At 59.1% G+C, this 22269-nt stretch carries 30 protein-coding genes, 3 tRNA genes and 1 pseudogene; 25 read left to right on the top strand and 9 right to left on the bottom strand.

Features of this window, described 5'->3' with window-relative positions; genetic code table 11:
• A partial coding sequence (locus tag PM04_RS16500; protein ID WP_081946170.1) for a helix-turn-helix domain-containing protein occupies positions 1–946 on the top strand: 946 nt, incomplete at its 5' end.
• Positions 947–1008: 62 nt separating this feature from the next.
• Positions 1009–1617: a hypothetical protein gene (locus PM04_RS16495; protein WP_235281473.1), complete on the top strand. Its 609-nt coding sequence runs from the start codon at positions 1009–1011 to the stop codon at positions 1615–1617.
• Positions 1618–1720: 103 nt separating this feature from the next.
• Here PM04_RS16495 and PM04_RS16490 read toward each other — a convergent pair whose 3' ends face one another.
• The gene (locus tag PM04_RS16490; RefSeq protein WP_234702892.1) at positions 1721–2182 is read right to left on the bottom strand and encodes a helix-turn-helix domain-containing protein; all 462 of its coding nucleotides are present in this window, start codon (positions 2180–2182) and stop codon (positions 1721–1723) included.
• Between the two features lie 100 nt (positions 2183–2282).
• Between PM04_RS16490 and PM04_RS16485 the strand changes: the two genes are divergently transcribed.
• The 7 genes from PM04_RS16485 (at position 2283) to PM04_RS16455 (ending at position 5518) form a co-directional block, all read left to right on the top strand.
• Positions 2283–3134, top strand: coding sequence for a cytochrome C (locus tag PM04_RS16485; protein ID WP_234702891.1), 852 nt, complete (start codon positions 2283–2285; stop codon positions 3132–3134).
• 78 nt (positions 3135–3212) lie between these two features.
• The gene (locus tag PM04_RS16480; RefSeq protein WP_234702890.1) at positions 3213–3446 is read left to right on the top strand and encodes a hypothetical protein; all 234 of its coding nucleotides are present in this window, start codon (positions 3213–3215) and stop codon (positions 3444–3446) included.
• A gap of 34 nt (positions 3447–3480) precedes the next feature.
• Entirely contained in the window at positions 3481–3855 is a 375-nt protein-coding gene (locus PM04_RS16475; RefSeq protein WP_038008902.1) for a hypothetical protein, read from the top strand.
• Between the two features lie 57 nt (positions 3856–3912).
• The gene (locus PM04_RS16470; RefSeq protein WP_038008900.1) at positions 3913–4386 is read left to right on the top strand and encodes a hypothetical protein; all 474 of its coding nucleotides are present in this window, start codon (positions 3913–3915) and stop codon (positions 4384–4386) included.
• A 76-nt stretch (positions 4387–4462) separates the two neighbouring features.
• Positions 4463–4747, top strand: coding sequence for a hypothetical protein (locus tag PM04_RS16465; protein WP_038008899.1), 285 nt, complete (start codon positions 4463–4465; stop codon positions 4745–4747).
• A gap of 90 nt (positions 4748–4837) precedes the next feature.
• On the top strand, positions 4838–5185 hold the full coding sequence (locus PM04_RS16460; protein WP_038008898.1) for a cupin domain-containing protein: 348 nt from the start codon (positions 4838–4840) through the stop codon (positions 5183–5185).
• A gap of 3 nt (positions 5186–5188) precedes the next feature.
• Positions 5189–5518: a nuclear transport factor 2 family protein gene (locus tag PM04_RS16455; protein WP_038008897.1), complete on the top strand. Its 330-nt coding sequence runs from the start codon at positions 5189–5191 to the stop codon at positions 5516–5518.
• Positions 5519–5562: 44 nt separating this feature from the next.
• On the opposite strand, the gene PM04_RS16450 is transcribed toward PM04_RS16455, so the two are convergent.
• Positions 5563–6654, bottom strand: a complete 1092-nt coding sequence (locus PM04_RS16450; RefSeq protein WP_038008908.1) for an IS630 family transposase — start codon at positions 6652–6654, stop codon at positions 5563–5565.
• Between the two features lie 899 nt (positions 6655–7553).
• On the opposite strand from PM04_RS16450, the gene PM04_RS16445 reads away from it, so the two are divergent.
• Both PM04_RS16445 and PM04_RS16440 read left to right on the top strand, forming a co-directional pair.
• On the top strand, positions 7554–8816 hold the full coding sequence (locus tag PM04_RS16445) for a site-specific DNA-methyltransferase (protein WP_038008895.1): 1263 nt from the start codon (positions 7554–7556) through the stop codon (positions 8814–8816).
• A complete protein-coding gene (locus tag PM04_RS16440; RefSeq protein ID WP_369793327.1) occupies positions 8816–9022 on the top strand; it encodes a hypothetical protein in 207 nt (68 codons plus the stop codon). The genes PM04_RS16445 and PM04_RS16440 overlap by 1 nt, the downstream gene beginning before the upstream one ends.
• A gap of 9 nt (positions 9023–9031) precedes the next feature.
• Here the strand turns inward: PM04_RS16440 and PM04_RS16435 are convergent, their stop codons facing one another.
• Genes PM04_RS16435 through PM04_RS16420 form a run of 4 tightly spaced genes read right to left on the bottom strand, consistent with a single transcriptional unit; the run spans position 9032 to position 10505 of the window.
• Positions 9032–9601: a DUF3489 domain-containing protein gene (locus PM04_RS16435; protein WP_038008893.1), complete on the bottom strand. Its 570-nt coding sequence runs from the start codon at positions 9599–9601 to the stop codon at positions 9032–9034.
• 34 nt (positions 9602–9635) lie between these two features.
• Positions 9636–10034: a hypothetical protein gene (locus PM04_RS16430; RefSeq protein ID WP_038008891.1), complete on the bottom strand. Its 399-nt coding sequence runs from the start codon at positions 10032–10034 to the stop codon at positions 9636–9638.
• A complete protein-coding gene (locus PM04_RS16425; protein WP_038008889.1) occupies positions 10031–10312 on the bottom strand; it encodes a hypothetical protein in 282 nt (93 codons plus the stop codon). Before PM04_RS16425 ends, PM04_RS16430 begins: the two co-directional genes overlap by 4 nt.
• A gap of 10 nt (positions 10313–10322) precedes the next feature.
• Positions 10323–10505 carry a hypothetical protein gene (locus PM04_RS16420; RefSeq protein ID WP_038008887.1) on the bottom strand — a complete coding sequence of 61 codons (183 nt, stop codon included), beginning with the start codon at positions 10503–10505 and terminating at the stop codon, positions 10323–10325.
• 121 nt (positions 10506–10626) lie between these two features.
• Between PM04_RS16420 and PM04_RS16415 the strand changes: the two genes are divergently transcribed.
• The 9 genes from PM04_RS16415 to PM04_RS16375 all read left to right on the top strand — a co-directional run bounded on the left by PM04_RS16415 (position 10627) and on the right by PM04_RS16375 (position 18810).
• The gene (locus tag PM04_RS16415; RefSeq protein ID WP_038008886.1) at positions 10627–11181 is read left to right on the top strand and encodes a hypothetical protein; all 555 of its coding nucleotides are present in this window, start codon (positions 10627–10629) and stop codon (positions 11179–11181) included.
• The gene (locus PM04_RS16410; protein WP_052077327.1) at positions 11129–13168 is read left to right on the top strand and encodes a phage terminase large subunit family protein; all 2040 of its coding nucleotides are present in this window, start codon (positions 11129–11131) and stop codon (positions 13166–13168) included. Before PM04_RS16415 ends, PM04_RS16410 begins: the two co-directional genes overlap by 53 nt.
• Before the next feature lie 3 nt (positions 13169–13171).
• Complete coding sequence (locus tag PM04_RS16405; RefSeq protein ID WP_038008883.1) at positions 13172–13381, top strand: phage head-tail joining protein; 210 nt, start codon at positions 13172–13174, stop codon at positions 13379–13381.
• Complete coding sequence (locus tag PM04_RS16400; protein WP_038008881.1) at positions 13381–14868, top strand: phage portal protein; 1488 nt, start codon at positions 13381–13383, stop codon at positions 14866–14868. The genes PM04_RS16405 and PM04_RS16400 overlap by 1 nt, the downstream gene beginning before the upstream one ends.
• The gene (locus PM04_RS16395; RefSeq protein WP_038008880.1) at positions 14868–16292 is read left to right on the top strand and encodes a S49 family peptidase; all 1425 of its coding nucleotides are present in this window, start codon (positions 14868–14870) and stop codon (positions 16290–16292) included. Before PM04_RS16400 ends, PM04_RS16395 begins: the two co-directional genes overlap by 1 nt.
• A gap of 93 nt (positions 16293–16385) precedes the next feature.
• Positions 16386–16766, top strand: coding sequence for a head decoration protein (locus PM04_RS16390; RefSeq protein WP_038008879.1), 381 nt, complete (start codon positions 16386–16388; stop codon positions 16764–16766).
• Between the two features lie 69 nt (positions 16767–16835).
• Complete coding sequence (locus PM04_RS16385; protein WP_038008876.1) at positions 16836–17858, top strand: major capsid protein; 1023 nt, start codon at positions 16836–16838, stop codon at positions 17856–17858.
• Positions 17859–17869: 11 nt separating this feature from the next.
• The gene (locus PM04_RS16380) at positions 17870–18181 is read left to right on the top strand and encodes a hypothetical protein (protein WP_038008875.1); all 312 of its coding nucleotides are present in this window, start codon (positions 17870–17872) and stop codon (positions 18179–18181) included.
• On the top strand, positions 18178–18810 hold the full coding sequence (locus PM04_RS16375; RefSeq protein ID WP_038008873.1) for a DUF6441 family protein: 633 nt from the start codon (positions 18178–18180) through the stop codon (positions 18808–18810). The genes PM04_RS16380 and PM04_RS16375 overlap by 4 nt, the downstream gene beginning before the upstream one ends.
• A 6-nt stretch (positions 18811–18816) precedes the next feature.
• On the opposite strand, the gene PM04_RS16370 is transcribed toward PM04_RS16375, so the two are convergent.
• The 3 genes from PM04_RS16370 to PM04_RS16360 all read right to left on the bottom strand — a co-directional run bounded on the left by PM04_RS16370 (position 18817) and on the right by PM04_RS16360 (position 19071).
• A tRNA-Ser gene (locus tag PM04_RS16370) sits at positions 18817–18906 on the bottom strand.
• A gap of 2 nt (positions 18907–18908) precedes the next feature.
• Positions 18909–18993: transfer RNA gene (locus PM04_RS16365), tRNA-Leu, on the bottom strand.
• Between the two features lie 2 nt (positions 18994–18995).
• Positions 18996–19071 (bottom strand) — tRNA-Ile (locus PM04_RS16360).
• A 43-nt stretch (positions 19072–19114) separates the two neighbouring features.
• Here PM04_RS16360 and PM04_RS16355 point away from each other — a divergent pair.
• The 5 genes and pseudogenes from PM04_RS16355 to PM04_RS16335 form a co-directional block, all read left to right on the top strand.
• Complete coding sequence (locus PM04_RS16355; RefSeq protein WP_038008907.1) at positions 19115–19540, top strand: hypothetical protein; 426 nt, start codon at positions 19115–19117, stop codon at positions 19538–19540.
• A 25-nt stretch (positions 19541–19565) separates the two neighbouring features.
• Positions 19566–20507: a phage tail tube protein gene (locus PM04_RS16350; protein ID WP_038008871.1), complete on the top strand. Its 942-nt coding sequence runs from the start codon at positions 19566–19568 to the stop codon at positions 20505–20507.
• Positions 20507–20869 (top strand): hypothetical protein, encoded by a 363-nt coding sequence (locus tag PM04_RS16345; RefSeq protein ID WP_038008869.1) that lies wholly within the window; start codon positions 20507–20509, stop codon positions 20867–20869. The genes PM04_RS16350 and PM04_RS16345 overlap by 1 nt, the downstream gene beginning before the upstream one ends.
• 83 nt (positions 20870–20952) lie before the next feature.
• Positions 20953–21195, top strand: a complete 243-nt coding sequence (locus tag PM04_RS18120; RefSeq protein ID WP_038008867.1) for a hypothetical protein — start codon at positions 20953–20955, stop codon at positions 21193–21195.
• Positions 21188–22269: pseudogene (locus PM04_RS16335) on the top strand (phage tail tape measure protein); the annotation flags it as partial. The gene PM04_RS18120 and the pseudogene PM04_RS16335, both read left to right, overlap by 8 nt.

Genomic DNA, 22269 nt, shown 5'->3' with positions numbered 1-22269 from the left:
TGCCGCCACAAATTGGGCGATCCAGCAGCGGGGGTTAAAGCCTGCGACAAAGATCATCCTCTGGCATCTTTGCGATCGTCACAACCCGGACTTCGGCTGTTTCCCGACACAAGCCCGTCTGGCCGAGGACGCAGAAATGTCGATCTCCTCACTGAACGATCACCTCAAGAAACTTGAAGCGCTCGGGCTCATTCGACGCATTCAATGCCAAGACCATCGCACCAAACGCCGCCAAGCCACACGCTACATCTTGGGGTTTGAAATGGTCGACCCACAAGAGCCATCTCCAGAAATCGGAGATGGTCAGCATTGTATGACCCAAGAAAATGACGCCAAGCCATGTCCGGAATTCGGAGACGGAGCCACCTCCGAATTTAGGGCAGTTCCATCTCCGGAAAATAGCCAAAGCCATCTCCGAAATTCGGAGACTAACCCTGTAAGGGAACCTTTAAGTAAACCAGTAAAGGAGGAGGAGGACGCGCGAGCGCGCAAAATCGTCGATGAAGAGTTTTTCGGGTCGCTGTTGGCAGCGCTGGGCTTTGACCCCGACGGCCCCCTCCCCGGCTGGTGGCAGGGTTGGCCACCCCGAGAGCATGTACGGCGCTGGCAAACGGACTTCGGGTTGACCGAAGCCGAGATCCTCGAGGCCGCAGAAGCATCCCGCCAAGAGCACCCCGAGCCTCCAGATGGGCCCAAGGGGCTAGATCGGATCATGCAACGCGCGGCCAAGCGCAAGGCGGATGAAAAATCTCGAGGTCGGCGCAAAACACAGAAGCCAACAAAGCCGGAACGCCAGCCGATCACCGATCTTCCCGCTTTCTACGCCGATTGGGTGAACTCTGAGAAATACCTACCCTCCAGTGCAATCAGCAACAGCATACGCGACCAGATGCTCGCTCGCGGCCTTGTCACACCACAGCAACTTCGTGAGCGAGGCGCCCAATGAAACAGGATCGCAAATTGCACGGCGCGCCAAGGCAAGCTGGTCATGGACGGCCGAAGCGCGTCATGTCCGTGCAGCAGGCGCTGGAATGGGCCTTCCGCACCGAATGCGCTCAGCTGGAACTGCCAGAGCCATCCGATCCAGAACGTGGTCAAGGATTTGGCTTCGGCCTCGAATACGTCCTCATGCAGCGGGCGGCGCTGGGCTGCAAAATTGACGGCGGCCAGTACAAGATGGGCACCTACACGCACGAGGATGCCGAAGTGATCGCTGCCACCGTGGCTGGGATGCCCGATAACCTCGGTGGCAAGCGTATGGCTATTCGTGTGGCTGAGCTTGCCCGCGCTGGGCTCACACCAGATTGGATGCCAGGGGCTGTGCCGCGCTGCGTGCCGGTCGAGATGAAGCGAAACCGCCATGGGGATCATGCATCCACCGTGGTGGTCGGCACTGAGCGGGTTCTTTCGCGCGGTAAGTGGCGGACCGTGGAGGTGCGGGCATGTCCAGTTACGTTCTCACCACATCCGCAACAAATCGAAGCTGCACGACGGGCATATGACGACTGGTGGCGAGCCTTGGTTTGGGTACGGGACGGTTTACGCACTAGCTCCATACTTCGGGATTTCGAAATCTTGCCGGCGATGCCAAAGGTGATGCCATGGGAGACGAGGTGAACTTTACAAATATGTCCATACGCAGCCTACTTTGATGGACAGACAGCAGTTTTGGCGAAACCAGAAAACCAAGATGAAACTAAATTTCGTTTATTTTAATCCATTAATGCACCCACCAGAACGGCTCTGGTTTTACTGTTTTCTGGATATGAATTTTTTCAAGATTCTTCAAAACAGAACTAATCGCAGCTTCATCGCCATCAATATAGGGCTGGGCCATCGAGACGATTTGTGGTGATGGATTTCTAAATTGCGCTGTCCAAGTTGCCATTTTGAAAACAATTGGAACAAAGGCAATTCCAGATTCGGTTAAGCTATATAATTTTTTTTGAGCGTGAGATACATCTTCAGAAACCTCCAGCATTCCCAATTGACACATTCTTTGTAAACGAGATGACAAAGATCCAGATGATATTTTCTCAGAATTATTTTTCAATAAATCGTTAAAAGTTCGACGGTCAAACAGAGCGATATCCCTAATAATGATTGGTATCCATTTGTCGCCAAATAAATACGACGCCAACGCAATAGGGCACATTTCTCCTTCGTCAGTCAGATCCAGCATGGTTGCCTCCTCTCGCGAAAACCACTTCAATCTTTAGACTAGATTGAAGTGAGTGCGGATGCAAGCCTGATCACGACGCTGATGATGAGGTACACCGCGAATGCAACATAATTGTAACAAGGCATACATAGCGGTCCTGACCGGAACTTTAGCCTTGAACATGGCAAACTTTGCCAGTGCCGAACCATCACTCGAGAGGGGCACCTATCTCGTAGAAGGCCCCGCCGCCTGCGGTAACTGCCACACGCCACAAGGTCCTGATGGCCCCATTCCTTCGCGATATCTTGGTGGCATGCTCATCGAAGAAAATGCAGCATTCACTGCTGTGGCCTCGAACATATCACCTGGAAGCCGAATAGCAGAGTGGACTGACGCCGAACTCGCTCGCGCTATTAGAGAGGGTATTCGGCCAGACGGCTCTGTCATTGGGCCGCCGATGCCGATCGGTCTGTATCGGGGTCTATCGGATGATGATTTGATGAGCATCGTCATGTATCTTCGGCAGGTGCCAGCCGTCGAGCATGATCCGGGACAAAGCGTCTACAATATTCCACTGCCAGACTCCTATGGCCCGCCCATCGATACTGTGGAAGCCCTAGTGCCCAGTGTGACCGTTACATACGGAGAATACCTCGCTGGTCCGGTCGCACACTGTATTGAATGTCACTCCACGTTTGGACCGCAAGGACCAATGTTCGATACACACCTCGGGGCCGGTGGTTACGAATTCCACGGCCCTTGGGGCGTCTCAGTTGCCCCCAACATCACGCCAACCGGTCTGTCCGAATACTCCGACGCGGAACTTATCGGCCTGATTGCTGGGGGAGTACGTCCAGGGGGCGTACCGATGATGCCACCGATGCCATACATCAACTTTGCCCGCATGACGCAGAACGATCTTGATGCGGTGATCATGTATCTCCGTTCGTTGCCTGCCCTCCCTAACGGTTAATTCCTCTAACAATAAAGGAAAGCGAAAGTGTCTTATATAATGATATCTAACTGGTCGACGAAGGAGTGGACAATTGAAATGGAAGAGATTGGGCGGAGCAAATTTGTCCCGATGATCATGAGTGTTGGCGCTACTGCAGTGCAAATGGTTCGCACCGGAGAGAATAATCTATCAGTTATTTCTCACTTTACTAATTCAGAGGCGGCCGCTGAAGCGAAAGAGAAAATCGCCGCCATCCGCTCCCAAGCAGCGACGGAACTGCCAATGACTATGCTGGACGCGAAAGAAGGTGAAGTTTTCGCCAGTAGTTAAGGTCTCACAATCACCAAAAATTCGGATAAATAAAATGAACGTACAACTCCAACAAAGAACCTTTAATTTCGCCCTGTCCGTACCTGCGGATTCAGTGGACGAAGTTGAAGCTTCCCTGTCCGATCATGCTAAGTGGATGCGTGAAACGCATAGTTATGACGACAGCAAAATACAGCTTGTGCACTACTATGTCTCAAAAGCACATGAGCTTGTAAACATCGCTGACCCAACTCAAGGCACAACCGGTCGAGTTCTCTATTCGATCAACGAAGTCTACGTTATGGCTGAAGGCATAGATCAACATATGGCTGCAGGACAAAGCTGGAAAAACTTTCAATCCTTTGTCGGCACGATCACTGAGTTTGGAAGTGTCCTGATCGCCAATGGTGAGGTCATTGAGACGCTTTGAAGTTCGAAACCTCAACCGTGAATGAACTCAAATCCCTACAAGCAGGAGTAAAAAACTATGCGAAATGTATCAAAATTGACCGCCATTTTTTTAGCTTTCAGTGCAAGCCCTTTGTTCGCAGACGGGCACGCACAGTTGTGGAACATGGCCGGCTTAGCGAACGCACCGGCGTCTTCTAAGATGATGGAAGGCACAACTGGATCGATTATGATCAACAGTTCAACTGATTTATGGGATTGGTCAGAAGCGCCTGACGGCTTTCCAACACTCGTAACTGCAGAATGTAATCAATCAGTTGCACTAACTGCTGAAGGCGCTCCATTCGGCGGTGTGGGCGTATGCAGCATGGTGGATCCCGACGGCGATCTAGCAATCTTCTTCGGTGAGATCACACCACAAATGGAATATATCGGGTCGCTGACAGCCGGCAGCGGAAAGTATGAGCCATATATTGGGCAGAATTTCATCGGCACTGTCACAGGTATGCTCGAAACAGGTCAACAGATGTACCATGTGGTCGCCGCCGACTGAAATCACATTTCTTAACAGCTAACGCCCTGTCCCCGAGGGGGCAGGGCGAATAGCCCCCAGAAAAAGGACGCCCATCATGATGGTAAAACTCACACAGGATTTGGCTCGTGGCTTTAAACCATGGAAAGACATGTTTCATGAGAATGAGGCCGCTCTAAATGCCCTTGGAGGGAAGCTTGTTTTTGCAGGTACCGAAAAAGATAACGATAATAAGCTAACCGTTATAATCGATTTCGAATCCCCGGAAGCACTAAAGGCTTTTGGTGGCCACGAGGAACTCAAGGCTAAACGAGCCGCCGCGGGTGCTATTTTGGAAACAACTGTGGTGACACCCATGAGCGGCGAGTCTTTTGCTCGGTGATGCGCAGCTGATTGGGGTGAACAAAATCGCACTGGCAGACCCTGGCTCGCCCCAAGTCAATTAATTTTATACAAAACGAGGAAAGAGAATATGCCAATAGAAGTGAAAAGCTTTGCTACTCAAGCTGACGAAGCTAAAGACATGCCTAACGCTCGTATGGAAGCTGTTAACGTTCTCGGTCAGCGTGTGATGAAGCTTACACTCGCACCAGATTGGAAATGGTCAAAGGACATCAAACCACTTGTGGGTACACATAGCTGCCAAGCAACGCACACTGGAGTCATCGTAGAAGGCACCATTCATTGTGTTTGCGACGATGGCTCGGAAGCTACCTACACTGCGGGTGACGCATATGCCATCTCACCAAATCATGACGCTTGGTGTGTGGGCGGCAAACAAGCAGTTGTCTTTGAGTTTGCTGGTATGTGGGGAGAATGAAAGATGTCGCTCTACAAAAAAATCAAAGCCGCCCAAGATAGCAAGGATCTTGAAGGTTATTTGGATTGTTTGCACGAAGACTTCGTTTTTGTTCGACATCAGTCGGGTGCGGAGGTTAGCAAATTGGACTGGAAGCCCACGCTAACGGCTATGATGGAAAGCGATGCATTAAGCTTCAGCAACCAACGGTGTATCTACGAAAACGAAGAGATCATGGTTGAGCACTCGTTCATGACATTTCCAGATGGCACATCAGAGGCCGTGATGGTGGTCAACCTGCTCAAAGATGGGAAAATCATTCGCACTGAAACAGGAGCGACGCCGATCAAGTAATTTATTGATTATCTTGGGCACTAGTGTTCCGAGTCTGACACATCCTACCTATTCCCGCGGAGTTCATCGAGGGCGTTCAGTGCGCGACGTTCCCGGGTGAGGATGTCTTCGGCGGTTTTGGTCCACTTGAAGGGCTTCGGCTTTTCGTTGTGCTGCGCCAGATAGTCGTAGATCGAGGCCTCCAGGTCATTGACGCTGGAATAGCTGCCACGTCGGATGCGCCTCGACGTGATTTCGGCGAAGAAGCGCTCCACGAGGTTCAGCCAAGACGCGCTGGTGGGCGTGAAGTGCAGCTTGAAGCGCGGGTGCTTGTCCAGCCAAGCCCGCACCTCGGGTGTCTTGTGGGTGGCGTAGTTGTCGAGCACCAGATGCACATCGCGCTTGCCCGGCACGGCCTTGTCGATGTTGCGGAGGAATTTGAGGAATTCCTTTGCGCGGTGGCGCGGCAGGCATTCGCCGATGACCTGGCCGGATTTGACGTCGAGTGCCGCGAACAGCGTCGTTGTTCCGTGCCGTTTGTAATCGTGGGTCATGGTTGCGGCGCGGCCCTTCTTTAGCGGCAATCCCGGTTGCGTCCGGTCGAGCGCCTGAATTTGCGATTTCTCATCCACGCAAAGCACGACGGCCCGGTCCGGCGGGTCGAGGTAGAGGCCCACGATATCCGTAACCTTCTGCTCGAACATCGGATCGTTCGAGACCTTGAACCCCTTCGTGAGATGCGGCTTGAGACCAGCTTCCGCCCAGATGCGACCCACGCTGGACGGCGAGATGTCCATGGCCTCGGCCATCAGGGCACGACTCCAGTGCGTGGCATTGGCGGGGGATTCCTGCACCGTCTTGGCGATCACCTTCAGCCTCGTTTCCACGGGCAGAGGCGGGACACGCGAGGGGCGCGTCTTATCGCGCTTGAGCCCCGGCACGCCTTCATCCAGATACCGCGCCTGCCAGCGCCAGACCGTCGGCTTCGACATGCCGGTCCGCCGCATGATCTCGAAGGTGCCATGGCCGTCGGCCGTCGCCAGCACGATCCCGGCCCGCCAGACAAGCTTGCGCGGCGTGTTGCGGTTGGTGGCCAGAGCTCGAAGCTCAGCACGGTCGGCGGGGCCAAGGTAAAGGCAGATGTCATCGCGTCTCATGCCAAGAATCTGCCACATCAAGCCCCCAATGGGAATCCTGTGTCAGGTGTCGAACACTAGCGTAGAAAGGCGGCCTATAAAATGGGTGCCTTTTTTTCGTTTAGGTTAAGTACCGCAGGCGGACTTCGCGGATTGGATGGCACTTAAGTCGATGATAAGTAGAAATTAAATATGAATTTCCACAGACAGGAGGCCCGTCTGCTAGTGGCGATGCGCTCACTGAAGAACCTGAGGTGCCGCATCTTTGCCAGTTTCAGAGTGTCCGGCCATAGTTTTGCATCACGCAGAGGGAACAGCGCATGCCTAGGCGGCTGGACGGTCCTCTTTCAACGGAAGAACTTTCTTTTTGGTCGGAATGACTGCTGTCTATGGCGTGCAACTACAGCGTACCCTGAGAAAAATTTTTAGCGGAATGGTAGACGCCAGTCCCGTCGCCACGGTTCCTCCCCGGCCCCATCCGTATACGGGGGGGCTTAGCGCGCAAGTTTCCTAGCGTCTTGGATTTTCACCGGGGAATCCACTTCGCAGCCACTTGCGAGTGCGCATCAGATAAAATCAATAAAAAACAGATACTTGCACGCAAACGAAGCATGCCAAAGGTGGATTTTAGTATTTTAGTCAAGAATCCACCTGAGCCAGTTTTGGATCCACGGAATCCAGCTGGAAGCCACCCCCAAAATCCACCACCCCAAGATCTACCCAAAAAATGTGACTCTGATTCACATTTAGGTTTGACAAAGCTGCCCCCCTTGACATACCCCTTAATCGTCGAAGAATTGCGCCCGGAGGATGATCCTTGCGGGCGCTTTTATTTTCCTGACATTACGATCGTGGGTGCGTTCTTAGACTATGGACGGGCTTCAGCATGTGTCGTCCCTGCCCTGAGAGATACTCACCCCATGGATCTTGTCTTTGCGCCGCGCCAGATTGAGCTCTGGCCGATTGAGAAGCTGCGCCCTTATGCCAAAAACGCAAAGATCCATGGCGAGGCGCAGGTCGCGAAGATTGCAGCCAGCATGGCGAAGTTCGGCTGGACTGTGCCATGCTTGGTTGCGGACGACGGCGAGTTGATCGCGGGTCATGGGCGCGTGCTGGCCGCCGGCGCGCTGGGCCTGACGGAGGCCCCTGTCATCCGGCTTGGTCATCTTGATGAAGCAAAGCGGCGCGCCTACCGGATTGCCGACAACAAGCTGACCGAGCTTGGCGAATGGGATGAGGCTGTCTTGCGCGACGAGATCGCTGGCTTGCTGGCCGAAGATTTCGACCTCGACCTGTTGGGCTTCTCGGATGAGGATCTCGATGCTTTGCTACAGGACCCGGAAGCCCTAGGTGACGACGGTGCCATCGATGGCGAGGATGATATCCCGGAGCCGCCGGTTAACCCGGTATCGGTGGCAGGCGACCTTTGGCAGCTTGGGTCGCATCGGCTGATCTGCGGTGACAGCACCAGCGCTGACGTTGTTGGGAGACTGCTTGGCGCCGTAAAGCCGCTCCTCATGGTGACTGACCCACCCTATGGCGTTGAATACGACCCGTCCTGGCGCAACCAGGCAGGAGCCGCGAAGACAAAACGCACCGGCAAGGTTCTAAACGACGACCGCGCGGATTGGCGCGAGGCTTGGTCCCTTTTTCCTGGTGATGTGGCATACATCTGGCATGGCGCTCTGCACGCAGCGACTGTGGCCGACAGTTTGATTGCCGCCGGTTTCAACATCCGCTCTCAGATCATCTGGGCCAAGGACCGGCTGGTGCTGAGCCGCGGCGATTACCACTGGCAACATGAGCCCTGCTGGTATGCCGTGCGCGCCAAAGGCAAGGGCCACTGGGCGGGCGATCGCAAACAAACCACGCTCTGGCAAATCGCGAACAAAGACCAGGATGCCGAGACCGTCCATGGCACGCAAAAGCCGGTCGAATGCATGCGTCGTCCAATCCTGAACAACTCTAGCCCCAGACAAGCAGTCTATGAGCCCTTCATGGGGTCCGGCACCACGCTTATTGCGGCGGAAACCACTGGGCGCATTTGCTACGGCGTCGAGCTGAACCCGGTTTACGTCGATGTCGCCATCGAACGCTGGCAAGCCTTCACAGGCCAGGAGGCAGTTCTGGCAGACAGCAGCGAGACCTTTGCGGCGCTCAAATCCAAGCGGCTGGCCGCGTGATGCAATCGCAGCGCCAGTCCCTGATTGAGGCGATCACCAATGTCGTGCTGGGTTATGCATTGGCCGTCATCACCCAGATCATGGTGTTCCCATGGTTTGGGCTGCAGGTCAGTCTCGGGGATAACCTCGCGATCGGCGCAATGTTTGTGATGATATCGCTTGCGCGCAGCTACGCGCTGCGCCGGCTATTTGAGCGTTGGCGGTAACCCAAAGGGTTACTCCGCTTCGAGTTTGTAAACAGTGCCGCGCTCCGGTTGTTTCTCGGACGTAATTGGCAGGCCGAGCTTCTTCTTGAGCGCGCCGGAAATCGCCCCTCTGGCAGTATGCGGCAACCATTCGAGTTCTTTGACAATATCTTGTATCGAGGCACCTTCTGGGCGCTGGAGCAGCTCGATCAACAGCGCCTGCTTGGTGCCTTGATGGAGTGAGATCAGCTTAGGGCCATCGCCGGCCTTCGCGACCGCTTCCGCAGGTTTACCCGCCGGTCGGGCCTTGCGGACACTGCTGACCGTGCTGGCGACGACCGGATCAATGCCGATGGCATCAAGCCCGGCCTCAGTTGCAATCAAGGTCGTGCCATGACCATCGCCGGTCTCGCGCCAGAGCGGCTCATCGCGGCGGAGATTGGCGTCGACCTCCTCGAGCCAGCCGCGTTCGATCATCTTGGTGACGGTCATCTTGGCCGCAGCGCCAGCCAGCCCGTCGGGCAGAGGCATGGCCAAATTGCCAGGGCGGGATGCAGCGCGGGTAAGGATAATGGATTGGGTGTCTGTCATCTTTGGCATCGCTGCCTCCATTATTTGGCGTGATTGTCTTGGGTCAGTCGGTATCGTCCATCGCCGCCGTAGCCGCAAAATGCTGCACCCAACCGGTGAGGTACGGCAGCCCGGCGGGGATGCCGTCTTTCCGCTGGGTCTCCGCACTGATCGTCCAGGCCTGCCATTTCTCGATGGCTTTAATGATTGCGATTTCATTGTTTATGGTGCGCCCTTGCAACGCCTCAATCACATCAGCGGCAAAGTGCCGACCCATGGAGCTATCCAAGAAATCCCGGATGCCGCGCATCTCATCTTCGGTACCAGCGGATGTCGCCAAACCGATAAAGGCGCAGGTCACCGCCCAGATCCGATCCGTCGGTCTGTCCCGCAACACGCAGGTACTCATCTGCCCGTAGAACCCATGGTCCTCGTTTTGACTAGGAAGAACCAACTCGCTCATTGCTCTGCCTCCCATGCCTGCCAGGCCCCGTCGTGCCAGACATACAGGTGGCCAAAGGCGCGGGTTGGTCGCGGCAAGACCTCGGGAGCCCGCGGCGGATCAAAGCAGTCAAGCGCTTCTCTGGTGACTTGCCGGATTTCGCGGGCCGCCAGGATGTCCTCGGGTGTCCAGGTATTAAGAGCCGGCAGCATGTGCTCGGGGTAGCCATCGTAATGGACGTATACATGCGCCCATTCTTCGGGCCCAGTTTGGATGGCGATCTGTGCGCGGGTGCTCATAGGATCAGCCTCACTTCTGCTCGGAGATGAGCGCGAGGAGGACTGCTGCCATCCCTCCGAGGTATTCGCTGCGGCGGAACACGATCTCGTCGATGTGGCCGGCATTGTCGATTGCGGGGTCAACCGCGAGATCGTCTGCCATGTGCGGCATCCGGAGTTTGGCTTCGGCATTGTAGTGTTCTGCGAGGGTCATTGTTTCGTCTCCAATCAGGCAGTTTGCATGATGTGAGAATCGCTCCACGCCGAAGTACAATCAACTCAAATAGACATGTTTTTATGTTTACTTTCAATAAATTGAGGTCACGACAAGCGCCATGAAAGGACTATCTGAACGCGCCTATGCCGAACATGCCGGGATCTCTCGTGGGGCTGTGCAAAAGGCACGAAAGACCGGCCGCCTGGTGCTCTTCGACGATGGCTCGATCAACACTGAGGCGTCAGATGCGCGGCGCGGTTCAGCGACCGACCCCGATCAGCAGATGCGCGCTCGGGGAGGGCTTGGCGCAACTGGTGACGGACCGGCGGCCTCGGGCCCGGGCGATAGCACATCTTACATAAAAGCCCGGACGGCGCTCACGGTCTACCAAGCCCAAGAGCGCCAGCTTTCGATCCAAAAGAAAAAGGGCGTGCTGGTGGATCGCGCGCGGGCCGAGACGTTGGTGTTTCGTCTGGCCCGTCAGGAGCGGGATCTTTGGGTTACCTGGCCCACCCGTGTCGCGGCCCTGATGGCCGCGCAATTGTCCGCAGACATAGAGAAGGCATCCGGCAAGGCCGTAACGATCGAGACCGCGATCCTGCAAAGGGTGCTAGAAACCCATGTCCGAGAGCAGCTCGACGCCCTGGCCGACCTCAGGGTCTCGCTTGAATGAGGAGGAAAATACATCTGATCTGACCGCGGACCTAGACCTAGCCTTTGACGGCGCCGAGGATGTCCTGCGCGCCTGGCGTCGTGGGATGCGGCCCGACCCGGACCTGACGGTGTCGGAATGGGCGAATGCGCATAGGAAGCTATCGTCGCGCGCTTCGGCTGAACCAGGGCAATACCGAACGGCCAGAACTCCGTACCTGCGCGCGATCATGGATGCGCTGTCGCCAAACCACCCAGCCCAGCGGATCAGCTTCATGAAGGCCGCCCAGGTTGGCGCAACGGAAGCCGGCAACAACTGGATCGGTTTTGTCATCCATCATGCGCCCGGCCCAATGCTGGCTGTGCTGCCCACCGTGGAAATGGCCAAGCGCACCTCGCGGGGCCGGATCGATCCACTGATCGAAGACAGCCCGGCGCTGAAAGAGCGCGTGCAGCCAGCTAGGTCCCGTGATGCAGGCAATTCGATGCTGTCCAAGGAATTCCCGGGCGGCATCCTGGTGTTGACCGGCGCAAACTCGGCCACGGGCCTGCGCTCGATGCCCGCGCGTTACGTGTTTCTGGACGAGGTCGACGCCTATCCAGCGTCAGCTGACGAGGAAGGCGACCCGGTCAGTTTGGCGGAGGCGCGGACCACCACGTTCGCGCATCGGCGTAAGGTGTTCATGGTCTCGACCCCGACGATACGTGGGCTGAGCCGCATCGAGCGAGAGTTCGAGGCGAGCGATCAGCGGCGCTACTTCGTGCCCTGCCCCCATTGCGGCCACATGCAATGGCTGCAGTTCGAGCGGCTCCGTTGGGACAAGGGGCGCCCTGAGACTGCGGCGTATCACTGCGAAGGCTGCGAGCGCTCCATTGCTGAGCATCACAAGACGCAGATGCTAGCGCGAGGTGAGTGGCGCTCGACGGCGACCAGTGCGGATCCGAACGCGATCGGCTTCCACCTCTCAGCACTCTACTCGCCGATCGGCTGGAAGAGCTGGGAGCAAATCGCGCGTGACTGGCTGGCGGCACAGGGCTCGGACGAGATGCTGCGCGCGGCACGCAACACGCTCCTCGGCGAGACCTGGGTTGAAAGCGGAGACGCACCCGAATGGCAGCGGCTTGCAGATCGACGCGAGGTGTTTGCCGCACAGGTACCGATGGGTGGTCTGTTCCTCACTGCCGGGGCCGACGTCCAGAAAGACCGCATCGAAGTCGATGTCTGGGCCTGGGGCCGCGGTCTGGAAAGCTGGCTGGTCGATCACATCGTTATTCCGGGCGGACCTGGAGATCCTGCTTGCTGGCAGGCGCTGACAAAGATTCTCGGCCAGACCTGGGTCCATGAGAACGGTGCCGTGATGCCACTGGCTAAACTCGCGATCGACACTGGCTACGAAACATCCGCTGTCTATGCATGGGCGCGGGCGCAGGGCATTGCACAGGTTGCACCAATCAAAGGCCTTGAGGGGTTCAACAGGGCCACGCCCGTGTCAGGTCCAACCTTCGTCGGCGCGACAGTGAATGGACGCAAGCTCAAGCGCGGCGCCCGGCTCTGGGCCGTGGCCACCGCCACCTTCAAGACCGAAACGTATCGCTATCTGCGGATCGAGCGGCCGTCAGATGAGGATCGCGCGCTGGGCGCGCCCAACCCTGCAGGCATGATCCACCTGCCCGACTGGGCCGACAGCGAATGGCTCAAGCAACTGGTGGCCGAGCAATTGGTCACGATCCGCAACAAGCGCGGCTTTGCCCGTCAGGAGTGGCAAAAGATGCGCGAGCGCAACGAGGCGCTGGACACACGGGTCTATGCGCGGGCCGCCGCGTGGATCCTCGGCGCCGACCGCTTTGACGAGAGGATGTGGCGGCAGTTGGAGAAGCAGGCGGGCGTGGAAACGGCTGTCAAAGCGCAGGGTACTGAGCCCGAGAAATCGACCGAACCACAAGCGGGACGGATTGCAGCGCCCCGGCGGCGTGGCTGGAAGATCAGCACGCCCAAATACATGGAATGACGAATGAACCTCGACGAGCTGAAACTCCGCCACAGCGCACTCTTGGCCGCGCGCTACAGCGGCACGCGTTCTGTCAGCTATGACGGCAAGACTGTGAATTACGGCACCGACGCCGAGCTTGCCGCGGCTATAGGCGATGTCGAACGGCGCATTGCCAAACTCGAGCGCGGCTCTGGGCGGGTGTTGCGCCCGCATGCGGTGAAGGATCTGTGATGAACTGGCGACAGCGCCTTGGGGCGTTCATCGGCGGGTTTGATGCGGGCCAGCACCATCGGCGTCTTCGCGGGTTCCAAGCGACACGCGCGCATGTGAATGCCCTGATTGCGGCCTCCGGCCCCGACATCACCGCCCGAGCCCGTTGGCTGGTGCGCAACAATGGCTATGCCGTGAACGCGGTGGAAAGCTGGGCCGCCAATACAGTTGGCGACGGGATCAAGCCGATCTCTAAAATCGCAGATGCCGCCCGCAAGGAAGAGTTGCAGCGGCTGTGGCTCACCTGGACAGATGAGGCCGATGCCGAGGGGCTGACCGATTTCTACGGGTTGCAGCGCCGCGCAGCCCGCGAGGTATTCTTGGCCGGTGAAGTCTTTGTCCGGATCAGGCCCCGGCGGGTCGAAGATGGGCTGACGGTCCCCCTCCAGCTGCAGATGCTGCCCTCGGAAATGCTGCCACTCCATGAGACCGGCGTGGCGCGCAACGGCAACGCGATCCGTCAGGGGATCGAGTTCGATCGGATCGGGCGACGCGTGGCCTATCACTTCCTGCGGCGACATCCGGGCGACAGCACTGATCCCGGGCTCTCGGGTGAAATCGTGCGCGTTCCAGCCAGCGAAGTGATCCATGTCATTGATCCGGTCGAGGGCGGCCAGCTGCGCGGGGTGTCGAAACTAGCACCGGCGATCGTGAAGCTCTTCTTACTCGACCAGTACGATGACGCCGAGCTCGACCGCAAAAAGGTCGCGGCAATGTACGCGATGTTCGTGACCTCGCCCGCCCCTGAGAACCCGCTGGCACCTTTGGACGACGAGGAGATGCCTGCGGGTGTCGAGATCAGCCCCGGCCAGATCGTGCGGCTTGATCCAGGCGAAGATGTGACCGTGGGCCAGCCAGCCGACAGCGGCGCGACCTATGAGCCGTTTCAATACCGGACGCTGCTGCAAATCTCAGCCGCACTTGGCATCCCCTATCCGTATCTCGCCAATGATATGGTGAAGGGGAACTTCTCGAACTCGCGGCTTGCGCTGATCGAGTTCCGCCGCCGTGTCTCAGCATGGCAGCATTCGGTGATGGTCTACCAGCTCTGCCGGCCGGTCTACGCGCGCTGGCTGGATCTAGCCGTTCTGTCGGGCACGCTGTCCCTGCCTGGCTATGAGACGGATCGCCCGCGCCTGCTCGCCGCCGATTGGCTCCCCACGAAATGGGACTGGGTGGATCCGCTCAAAGACGCAAATGCCGAAATCGCCCAGATCGAGGCCGGCCTGAAATCCCGCACCCAAGCCATCGCCGAGCGCGGCTATGACGCCGAACAGGTTGATCGCGAAGTGGCATCCGAGCGGGCCCGCGAGCGCGCGCTGGGTCTCGACTTCCGCCGGCCTGGATCACCTGCACAGGGCGTGCAAGCGGTGCCGGAAGGCGCTGAAGACACCAACATTACCGATGACGCGGAGGACACTCTGCGCCCTGACGAGGACCAATCCTGATGCTTCACGCCCGCATTGCCGCGCGCGCCTTCAATACGCCGCTGCTGGTCGAACCGTCCAAGGCCATGGCGTTTCTGTCAGGGCTTGGACCGCGTATCCTCGGACGGCCGGTCAATCTCTCTGATCACGACGACGCCTTAGACGGCGCTGCGTATCTTCCTGCACGGGCAAGCATCCTGGCTGGTGGGCTGACCGAGAGCCTGCAGCAAAATGGCAACGCGCCATATCCTGTCGTAGACGGCATTGCCGTGATCGAGATCTCGGGCGTCCTGATCCATCGAGGTGGCTGGATCGGCCAGTCCTCGGGCCAAACAAGCTATGAAGGGATCGCGGCACAGATCGAGGCAGCCGCACGCGATCCGTCCGTTCGCGCGGTGGCGCTCGAGATCGACAGCTTTGGCGGGGAGGTCGCAGGTGTCTTTGATCTGGCCGACAAAATCCGGGCCCTTCGCCGCGATAAGCCAGTCTGGGCCTTTGTCGCTGAACACGCTTTCTCGGCCGGTTACGCGTTGGCCTCCCAGGCTGAACGGATCCTCGTGCCACGCACCGGCGCAGTGGGCAGTATCGGCGTGGTGGTGATGCATGCCGATCTGAGCGGCCAGCTGGATCAGGACGGAGTGCGCGTGACGATGATCAACTCCGGTGCTCATAAAGTTGATGCCAATCCCTATGAGCCTCTGCCCGAGAGCGTGCGGGACGACATCCAGCGCGAGATCGATGTTCTGCGCTTTCTCTTCGCCGAAACTGTAGCCGCCGGGCGTACCGGGCGTCTGAGCCAGGACGCCGCGCTGGCAACTGAGGCTGCAACCTATCGCGGCACGGAGGCTGTTGCAGCTGGTTTGGCCGATGAGGTCATCGATTTGGCGCAAGGTTTTGCTCGCTTCCGCGAAAGCCTATCGAAACCACCCTCTAACGCGCGGCTGCCGCGCGCAGACCATTACCGAGCAAAGGAGGCCGCCATGAGCGCCAGAACAGATGCCGCAGAGGCGTATACTGAAGCCACAGACACCGATGACACCTTGCTGGAGAGCTCAGGTGAAGACGCCGATCTCCAGGAGAATGACCACGACATTGTGCAAGAAGACCCTGCGCCCGCGGCGGCAGCTTCACCTGCGGCAGCGCCAACTGCTGTCCATCCAAGCAATCTAGCGGACCTATCCGAGCAGTTGCGTGAGGCGGCGGCGGAAATCGCTGATATCGCAGCCCAAGCCGGCCGTCTCGGTATTACGATTGATGCTGCCACAGCGCTCCGTGAGGGCACAGCCCCGGAAGTCCTGCGGCGGTTCGTGTTAGAAAGCGCCAGCGCGGCAGCGGATGCCCGCGACATCCTTGCGGCCCCACCCTCTACTGTTCTGCCCAAATCTACGGAAAGCCCGATTGTGGCCGCCGCGAAGAAGGCCGCCTCGGCGGGCAGCAGGGGCTAACACCTCCCACCCCCAACGCTGCACCGCTCCTCTGATCCCCCGTCGTTCCTCCCCGGCGGGGGATTTTTTTGCCCCCCATTCTGGAGATAGCCCATGTCCGTGCTGACCCAACCGCCCACCATGGGCGATATCCTCAAATACGAGCTGAACCCCAACCTTACCCGCGAGACCGTCACGCTTCTGGCCGGTAGCAGCTACCCCGTTGGGGCTGTCCTCGGCCGCATCACGACGAGCGGCAAATACAAGCTGTCCACGTCAAGTGGCAGTGATGGCGCACAAACTGCGGCCGCAGTCCTCCTTTATGCAACCGATGCGACAGCGGCGGACCAGAAGGCCATCGTGATCGTGCGCGGTCCGGCCATCGTCTCCAGGGCCGCACTGGTGTTCGATGCCAGTGTCGATGACACAGCCAAGACGGCGGCCAAGCACGCCCAGCTGATAGCGCTCGGCATCATCCCGCGCGATCCTGCCTGATCTGGCGGATCATCCGCTCCCCACAATGGCGCTTTCGCGCATCATCCTCTTCATTCCCCGGAGTTCCCCATGACCATCACGCGCAATCCCTTTGACGCGGGCGGCTATTCGCTCGCTGAAATGACGCAGGCCATCAACATCCTGCCCAACCTCTACACTCGCCTCGGCCAGATCGGCCTCTTCCGCTTTGAAGGCGTCACGCAACGGTCCGTTGTCATCGAACAGCGCGAAGGCGTCTTGAGCCTCTTGCCCTCGGTCCCACTTGGGGCACCCGCCACCGTCGGCACCCGAGAGCAGCGCTCGATGCGCAGCTTTGCCCTGCCCTGGATCCCCCATGACGATGTGATCCTGCCCGCCGATATCCAAGGCATGCCGGCACTCGGCGTCTCGGATGCGGCTGATCCGCTGGTCGAGGTGATGAATCGCAAACTGACGCTGATGCGCCGCAAGCACGCCCAGACCCGAGAATATATGGAGATGAATGCGCTCCGGGGCATCGTGAAGGACGGCGCGGGCACCACGCTTTACAATTACTTCAGCGAGTTCGGGTTGGAACCGATCGAGGTCGACTTCGTCTTCGGGACGGCAGGCACCAATATCCAGAGTAAAGTGCGCAGTATTTTACGTGCCATCGAAGATAATCTCCTGGGCGAGACCATGACCACAGCGCATGCTTTGATCAGCTCCGAGTTCTTCGACAAGCTGATCAGTCATCCCAAAACCGAAGAAGCCTATAAATACTTCTCTGCTAATGGCGGTCAGCCGTTGCGGGAAGACATGCGCCGCGCCTTCCCCTTCGCGGGTCTGCTCTTCGAGGAATATAACGGCTCCGTTACGCTCTCGAACGGGACAACGGAGCGCTTGATCCCCGCAGGCGAAGGCATCGCCTTCCCGCTTGGCACCTTTGATACCTTCACCACCTATGGCGGGCCGGCCAACCTTCTTGAGACGGCCAATACCGTCGGCTTGCCGCTCTATGCGCGCCAGCAGATAGACAGCAAGGGCCGCTGGATTGATCTCATGACAGAAGCCTCCACCTTACCTGTGAACAAGCGCCCAAGGCTCGCCATCCGGCTCTTCAGCTCCAACTGAGGCTGGTCGGTATGCCGGCATTTTCCGGGGCCCTCGATCTGCTTTTCGCTGATCCGAACCTTGCCCAAGAGGCCTGGCATCGTGATAGTGAAGGGCAGTTCACCCGTATCCGCATCATCATGCGCCGCAATGATGACGTGACCACGTTCGGGGCCGCGCGCCTGGTGTCAGAGACACTGCGCTTTGATGTGCGTGTCTCCGAACTCCCCGCACCCAGGCCCGATGAGCAGATCCTTTTGGGCGAGGAAACTTTCCTGATCCAGGGCGAGCCGATCCGCGATCGGGAGCGCTTAATCTGGACCATCGAGGCGGCGCCCGCATGAAACTCGACCTCTCGGTCACCGGCGACATCGTTACCGCGATGCGCGCCGAAATCCTCGCTGGCGAAAAGGCCGTGACAAAAGCAATGAAGGTGGCTGGGGGCAAACTGAAGTCAGACTGGCGCACCCAGATCACGCGCGCAGGGCTTGGGCGGCGCCTCGCGAATTCAATCCGTAGCCAAACCTATCCAAAGGCCGGCGAAAGCCTGGAGGCCGCAGCCCTCGTGTGGTCCAACGCACCCCAGATCATCGGGGCGCATGACACCGGACCCTTGATCCGGTCAAAAGACGGCTTCTGGCTGGCCATCCCAACGCCTGCGGCCGGTAAGGGCGCGCGCGGCAAAGCGCTCACGCCTGGCGAATGGGAGCGGCGGCGTGGTCTGCGCCTTCGATTTGTCCATCGGCGGCGCGGTCCAAGCCTGCTGGTGGCAGATGGGCGGCTGAGCAGCCGTGGGCTAGGTGTGGCCTCTCGGTCCAAGACTGGGCGGGGCAAAGCCACCGTGCCGATCTTCCTCCTGGTGCCTCAGGTGAAGCTCGCCAAACGGCTGTCGCTGGCGAAGGACGCAGATCGGGCGCAGGCGGCGGCACCGGGGTTGATCGTGGCGAATTGGCTTGATGCGAAGGCGACATGAAGGGGCTGGCGGAAGCGGTGGGATTCGAACCCACGGTAGGCTCTCACCTACGCTGGTTTTCAAGACCAGAGCCTTAAACCACTCGGCCACACTTCCTTTGGTGCCCCCTGCCGGACTCGAACCGGCACGCCCGAAGGCAAGGGATTTTAAGTCCCTGGCGTCTACCGATTCCGCCAAGGGGGCGGTGGTAGGCCCGGCAGGATTCGAACCTGCGACCAAGGCGTTATGAGCGCCCTGCTCTAACCGCTGAGCTACAGGCCCGCCGGTGGTTGTGATGACGGAATTTAAGGAAGAAAACAACCACATGCCCACCACCCGAGAAACCATCCTAACCGCTCTGGCGGACCTGCTCAGGACGATCCCTCATGTGCCGGTTCTGCGCGGGGAAGTTCTCCCGGAACGCATCCCGCCCGCAGGACTTATGATCCTGCGCGACGGCATCCCGGGCGAGCCGGGCGTGACGCTGTCGCCCCTGACCTATCACTTCCAACACCGAGCAGAGCTCGAGGTGATCGTGCAGTCAGCGTCGAACCGTGACAGCTTTTTTGACGCGCTCTCGGCTAAGGTCGGCGCAGTAATCGCCGCCGACCGGACGTTGCGGGGCTTATGCGACTGGGTCGAGCCTGAGGCTGCTGAACCTGTCGATCTTCCAGTCGACGGGGCAGCGTCCCTGAAGGCAGGGATCATTCCGATCACCCTTCACTACGCGACCAGTGACGCGCTGGGCTGACGAGACCAATTCAAGGAGAAACACCATGGCACGAGCCCAAGGCGCGCGGGCGCAAATGGCGCTGGCGTTTGAGACAAGTTACGGCACGCCGCCTGCGAGCGGCTACACAAAGATGCCTTTTGCCAGCACGACGCTGGGGGCGGAGCAACCGCTGCAGACCTCGGAGCTGTTGGGCTACGGCCGAGATCCGCAGGCGCCAATCAAGGATGCGGTGACCGCGGATGGCGATGTGGTGATCCCGATTGACGCCGAGGCGTTTGGCTTCTGGCTGAAGGCCGCTTTTGGAGCGCCCACGACCACCGGCGCGGAAGCGCCCTACACGCACGCGTTCCGCTCCGGAAACTGGGCGCTGCCGTCGTTCTCGGTCGAGACCGGAATGCCTGAGGTGCCGCGCTATGCGATGTATTCCGGCTGCGTGGTGGACAGTCTCAATTGGCAAATGGCGCGGTCGGGATTGCTGACGGCCACGGCCAGCATCGTGGCGCAGGGCGAAACTATTGGGACGACCAGTGCAGCAGGCACGCCTGCCAATATCGCTCTGAAGCGGTTCGGCCACTTCAACGGTTCGATCACGCGCAATGGTGGGAACATCGGCAATGTCGTCTCCGCTGACCTAACCTACGCCAACAATCTCGATCGCATTGAGACGATCCGGGCGGATGGCAAGATCGATGGCGCGGACCCGTCTATTGCTGCCCTGACCGGCAATATCGCGGTGCGCTTTGCGGACCAGACACTGGTGCAACAGGCGATCAACGGCGAGGCCTGCGAGTTGGAGTTTTCCTACGCTCTGGCAACCGGCGAGAACCTGACCGTCACAGCCCATGCCGTCTATCTCCCACGCCCCCGGATCGAGATCTCGGGTCCACAAGGCGTGCAGGCGACCTTCGACTGGCAGGCCGCCAGCGACCCGGTGGTGGGTCGCATGTGTACCGTCACTCTCACCAACACCCGCGAGGATTACTGATGCTGCGATTGAACCTCTCCGCTGAGCCCCGCTGGCTTGATCTCGGGCACGGCGTCCGCCTGCTTGTGGAGCCCCTGACCACCGCCATCATGCTGGCTGCGCGTAGTGATCCGACGATTGTTGCAGCCGCAACTGATGCTGAAGACAGCGCTTCCAACGACGACCTTGCGCGTATCGTCGCCAAGGCCGTTGCCCGCATCGTTGTAAAGGACTGGGAGGGTATAGGCGATGACGACGGGAATCCGTTGCCACTGACCCCAGAAGGCATCGAAGCCCTTCTGGAACTCTGGCCAATCTTCGAGGCGTTTCAGACGAAATACATCGCGGGTGCGCTCATTCTGGATGCTGAAAAAAACGTCTGACCGCTCTCGCCGACTGGGAGTTCGGCGGGGGCGGTGACTATTGCGCGGCATGTGCTAGTGTATGTCCGGAGTGCCCACGGACATTGCACAGCCCCCTGACATTTGAAGGCTGGCAGGTCTGGGACCTGATCCAGCGGCTTGGAGGGCAAGTTCGGGTGGCCGGCGGCATGAGCGGTGGCGCTGTCCTCGGCTGGGATATGGGCACGGCCCTGCAGCTTGGGGCAGCGCTCGGGCTCTCGCCCATCATCATCGCAGAACTGCTGCCGCCCATTGAGGCGGTGATGGTGCGCAAAACATTTGAGGAGATCAAACACCGACATGGCTGAGAAAAAGGTATCCGTCCGCCTCTCCGCGACTGGTGGGCGCCAGGTGCGCGCCGAGCTTGAGGGTGTCGGAGAGGCTGGCACTCGCGGTATGGGACGTCTCTCGCGCGAGCTAGACCAGGCAAACGCCAGCATGGCGGCATTCGCGCGCCGGGCCCGTATCGCAGCTACTGCTGCGGCCACAGCACTTGCTGCTGCCGTCGTCGCGATGACCCGCTCAACAGTGGCCGCCGCCAACGAGATCGACCAGCTCTCCCAAGTCGCAAATACTACCCCGGAGGTGTTCCAGCGCTGGTCGGCGGCTTCGGCCACGGTGGGGATCGAGCAAGAGAAGCTGGCCGACATCCTGAAGGACGTGAATGATCGCGTCGGGGATTTTCTGCAGACCGGCGGCGGGCCAATGGCGGACTTCTTCGAGAACATCGCACCGCGCGTTAGCGTGACTGCGGACCAGTTCGCCCGACTGTCCGGACCTGAGGCGTTGCAGCTGTATGTCGACAGCCTTGAGAAGGCAGGCGTCAGCCAACAGGAAATGACCTTCTATCTCGAGGCGATGGCGTCCGATGCTACGCGGCTGATCCCGCTTTTGCAAAACGGCGGTGCAGAAATGACTCGGCTCGGGGCGCAAGCCCAGGCCTTGGGTGCGGTCCTCGATGCGGACGCCATCGCCGCCATGCGCCGGTCGGAACTCGCGCTGGTCAGTATCGGCCAGGTCTTCACCGGCGTGCGCAACCGGATTGCCGTGGCGCTTGCCCCCTCGCTGGAGGCAGTGGCCAATGCATTTGTCGCTCTTGCGTCCAGCACCAGCCCCATCAGCCGGGCCTTCGACGCGGTATTGGCCAACCTTGATCGGCTCGCGATCTACGCCGGGACTTTTGCCACCTTTCTCGCCGGTCGCTGGATCGCGGCTATGGCTGTTGCGGCACTATCCGTGCGCGGGCTTGCTACGACACTGGTGGTCCTCAGAGGCGCGTTGATCCGCACTGGCATCGGTGCCTTGATCGTCGGTGCCGGGGAGTTGGTCTATTGGTTCACCCGGCTGGCTGATGGCGCAGGCGGCTTCGGCGAGGCCATGGG

Origin of the sequence: Thalassobacter sp. 16PALIMAR09 (assembly GCF_000765485.1) — a bacterium.
In the GTDB taxonomy this organism is placed as follows: Bacteria; Pseudomonadota; Alphaproteobacteria; order Rhodobacterales; family Rhodobacteraceae; genus Thalassobacter; species Thalassobacter stenotrophicus.
The sequence above is the reverse complement of the archived record's forward strand: the minus strand, read 5'-3'. Positions and strand labels throughout refer to the sequence as shown.

Excerpts from the sequence above, each read along its gene's own strand:
- PM04_RS16495 (WP_235281473.1), top strand. The coding sequence starts at position 1,009 with ATGTCCGTGCAGCAGGCGCTGGAATGGGCCTTCCGCACCGAATGCGCT.
- PM04_RS16490 (WP_234702892.1), bottom strand. The coding sequence starts at position 2,182 with ATGCTGGATCTGACTGACGAAGGAGAAATGTGCCCTATTGCGTTGGCG.
- PM04_RS16485 (WP_234702891.1), top strand. The coding sequence starts at position 2,283 with ATGCAACATAATTGTAACAAGGCATACATAGCGGTCCTGACCGGAACT.
- PM04_RS16480 (WP_234702890.1), top strand. The coding sequence starts at position 3,213 with ATGGAAGAGATTGGGCGGAGCAAATTTGTCCCGATGATCATGAGTGTT.
- PM04_RS16475 (WP_038008902.1), top strand. The coding sequence starts at position 3,481 with ATGAACGTACAACTCCAACAAAGAACCTTTAATTTCGCCCTGTCCGTA.
- PM04_RS16470 (WP_038008900.1), top strand. The coding sequence starts at position 3,913 with ATGCGAAATGTATCAAAATTGACCGCCATTTTTTTAGCTTTCAGTGCA.
- PM04_RS16465 (WP_038008899.1), top strand. The coding sequence starts at position 4,463 with ATGATGGTAAAACTCACACAGGATTTGGCTCGTGGCTTTAAACCATGG.
- PM04_RS16460 (WP_038008898.1), top strand. The coding sequence starts at position 4,838 with ATGCCAATAGAAGTGAAAAGCTTTGCTACTCAAGCTGACGAAGCTAAA.
- PM04_RS16455 (WP_038008897.1), top strand. The coding sequence starts at position 5,189 with ATGTCGCTCTACAAAAAAATCAAAGCCGCCCAAGATAGCAAGGATCTT.
- PM04_RS16450 (WP_038008908.1), bottom strand. The coding sequence starts at position 6,654 with ATGAGACGCGATGACATCTGCCTTTACCTTGGCCCCGCCGACCGTGCT.
- PM04_RS16445 (WP_038008895.1), top strand. The coding sequence starts at position 7,554 with ATGGATCTTGTCTTTGCGCCGCGCCAGATTGAGCTCTGGCCGATTGAG.
- PM04_RS16440 (WP_369793327.1), top strand. The coding sequence starts at position 8,816 with ATGCAATCGCAGCGCCAGTCCCTGATTGAGGCGATCACCAATGTCGTG.
- PM04_RS16435 (WP_038008893.1), bottom strand. The coding sequence starts at position 9,601 with ATGCCAAAGATGACAGACACCCAATCCATTATCCTTACCCGCGCTGCA.
- PM04_RS16430 (WP_038008891.1), bottom strand. The coding sequence starts at position 10,034 with ATGAGCGAGTTGGTTCTTCCTAGTCAAAACGAGGACCATGGGTTCTAC.
- PM04_RS16425 (WP_038008889.1), bottom strand. The coding sequence starts at position 10,312 with ATGAGCACCCGCGCACAGATCGCCATCCAAACTGGGCCCGAAGAATGG.
- PM04_RS16420 (WP_038008887.1), bottom strand. The coding sequence starts at position 10,505 with ATGACCCTCGCAGAACACTACAATGCCGAAGCCAAACTCCGGATGCCG.
- PM04_RS16415 (WP_038008886.1), top strand. The coding sequence starts at position 10,627 with ATGAAAGGACTATCTGAACGCGCCTATGCCGAACATGCCGGGATCTCT.
- PM04_RS16410 (WP_052077327.1), top strand. The coding sequence starts at position 11,129 with ATGTCCGAGAGCAGCTCGACGCCCTGGCCGACCTCAGGGTCTCGCTTG.
- PM04_RS16405 (WP_038008883.1), top strand. The coding sequence starts at position 13,172 with ATGAACCTCGACGAGCTGAAACTCCGCCACAGCGCACTCTTGGCCGCG.
- PM04_RS16400 (WP_038008881.1), top strand. The coding sequence starts at position 13,381 with ATGAACTGGCGACAGCGCCTTGGGGCGTTCATCGGCGGGTTTGATGCG.
- PM04_RS16395 (WP_038008880.1), top strand. The coding sequence starts at position 14,868 with ATGCTTCACGCCCGCATTGCCGCGCGCGCCTTCAATACGCCGCTGCTG.
- PM04_RS16390 (WP_038008879.1), top strand. The coding sequence starts at position 16,386 with ATGTCCGTGCTGACCCAACCGCCCACCATGGGCGATATCCTCAAATAC.
- PM04_RS16385 (WP_038008876.1), top strand. The coding sequence starts at position 16,836 with ATGACCATCACGCGCAATCCCTTTGACGCGGGCGGCTATTCGCTCGCT.
- PM04_RS16380 (WP_038008875.1), top strand. The coding sequence starts at position 17,870 with ATGCCGGCATTTTCCGGGGCCCTCGATCTGCTTTTCGCTGATCCGAAC.
- PM04_RS16375 (WP_038008873.1), top strand. The coding sequence starts at position 18,178 with ATGAAACTCGACCTCTCGGTCACCGGCGACATCGTTACCGCGATGCGC.
- PM04_RS16355 (WP_038008907.1), top strand. The coding sequence starts at position 19,115 with ATGCCCACCACCCGAGAAACCATCCTAACCGCTCTGGCGGACCTGCTC.
- PM04_RS16350 (WP_038008871.1), top strand. The coding sequence starts at position 19,566 with ATGGCACGAGCCCAAGGCGCGCGGGCGCAAATGGCGCTGGCGTTTGAG.
- PM04_RS16345 (WP_038008869.1), top strand. The coding sequence starts at position 20,507 with ATGCTGCGATTGAACCTCTCCGCTGAGCCCCGCTGGCTTGATCTCGGG.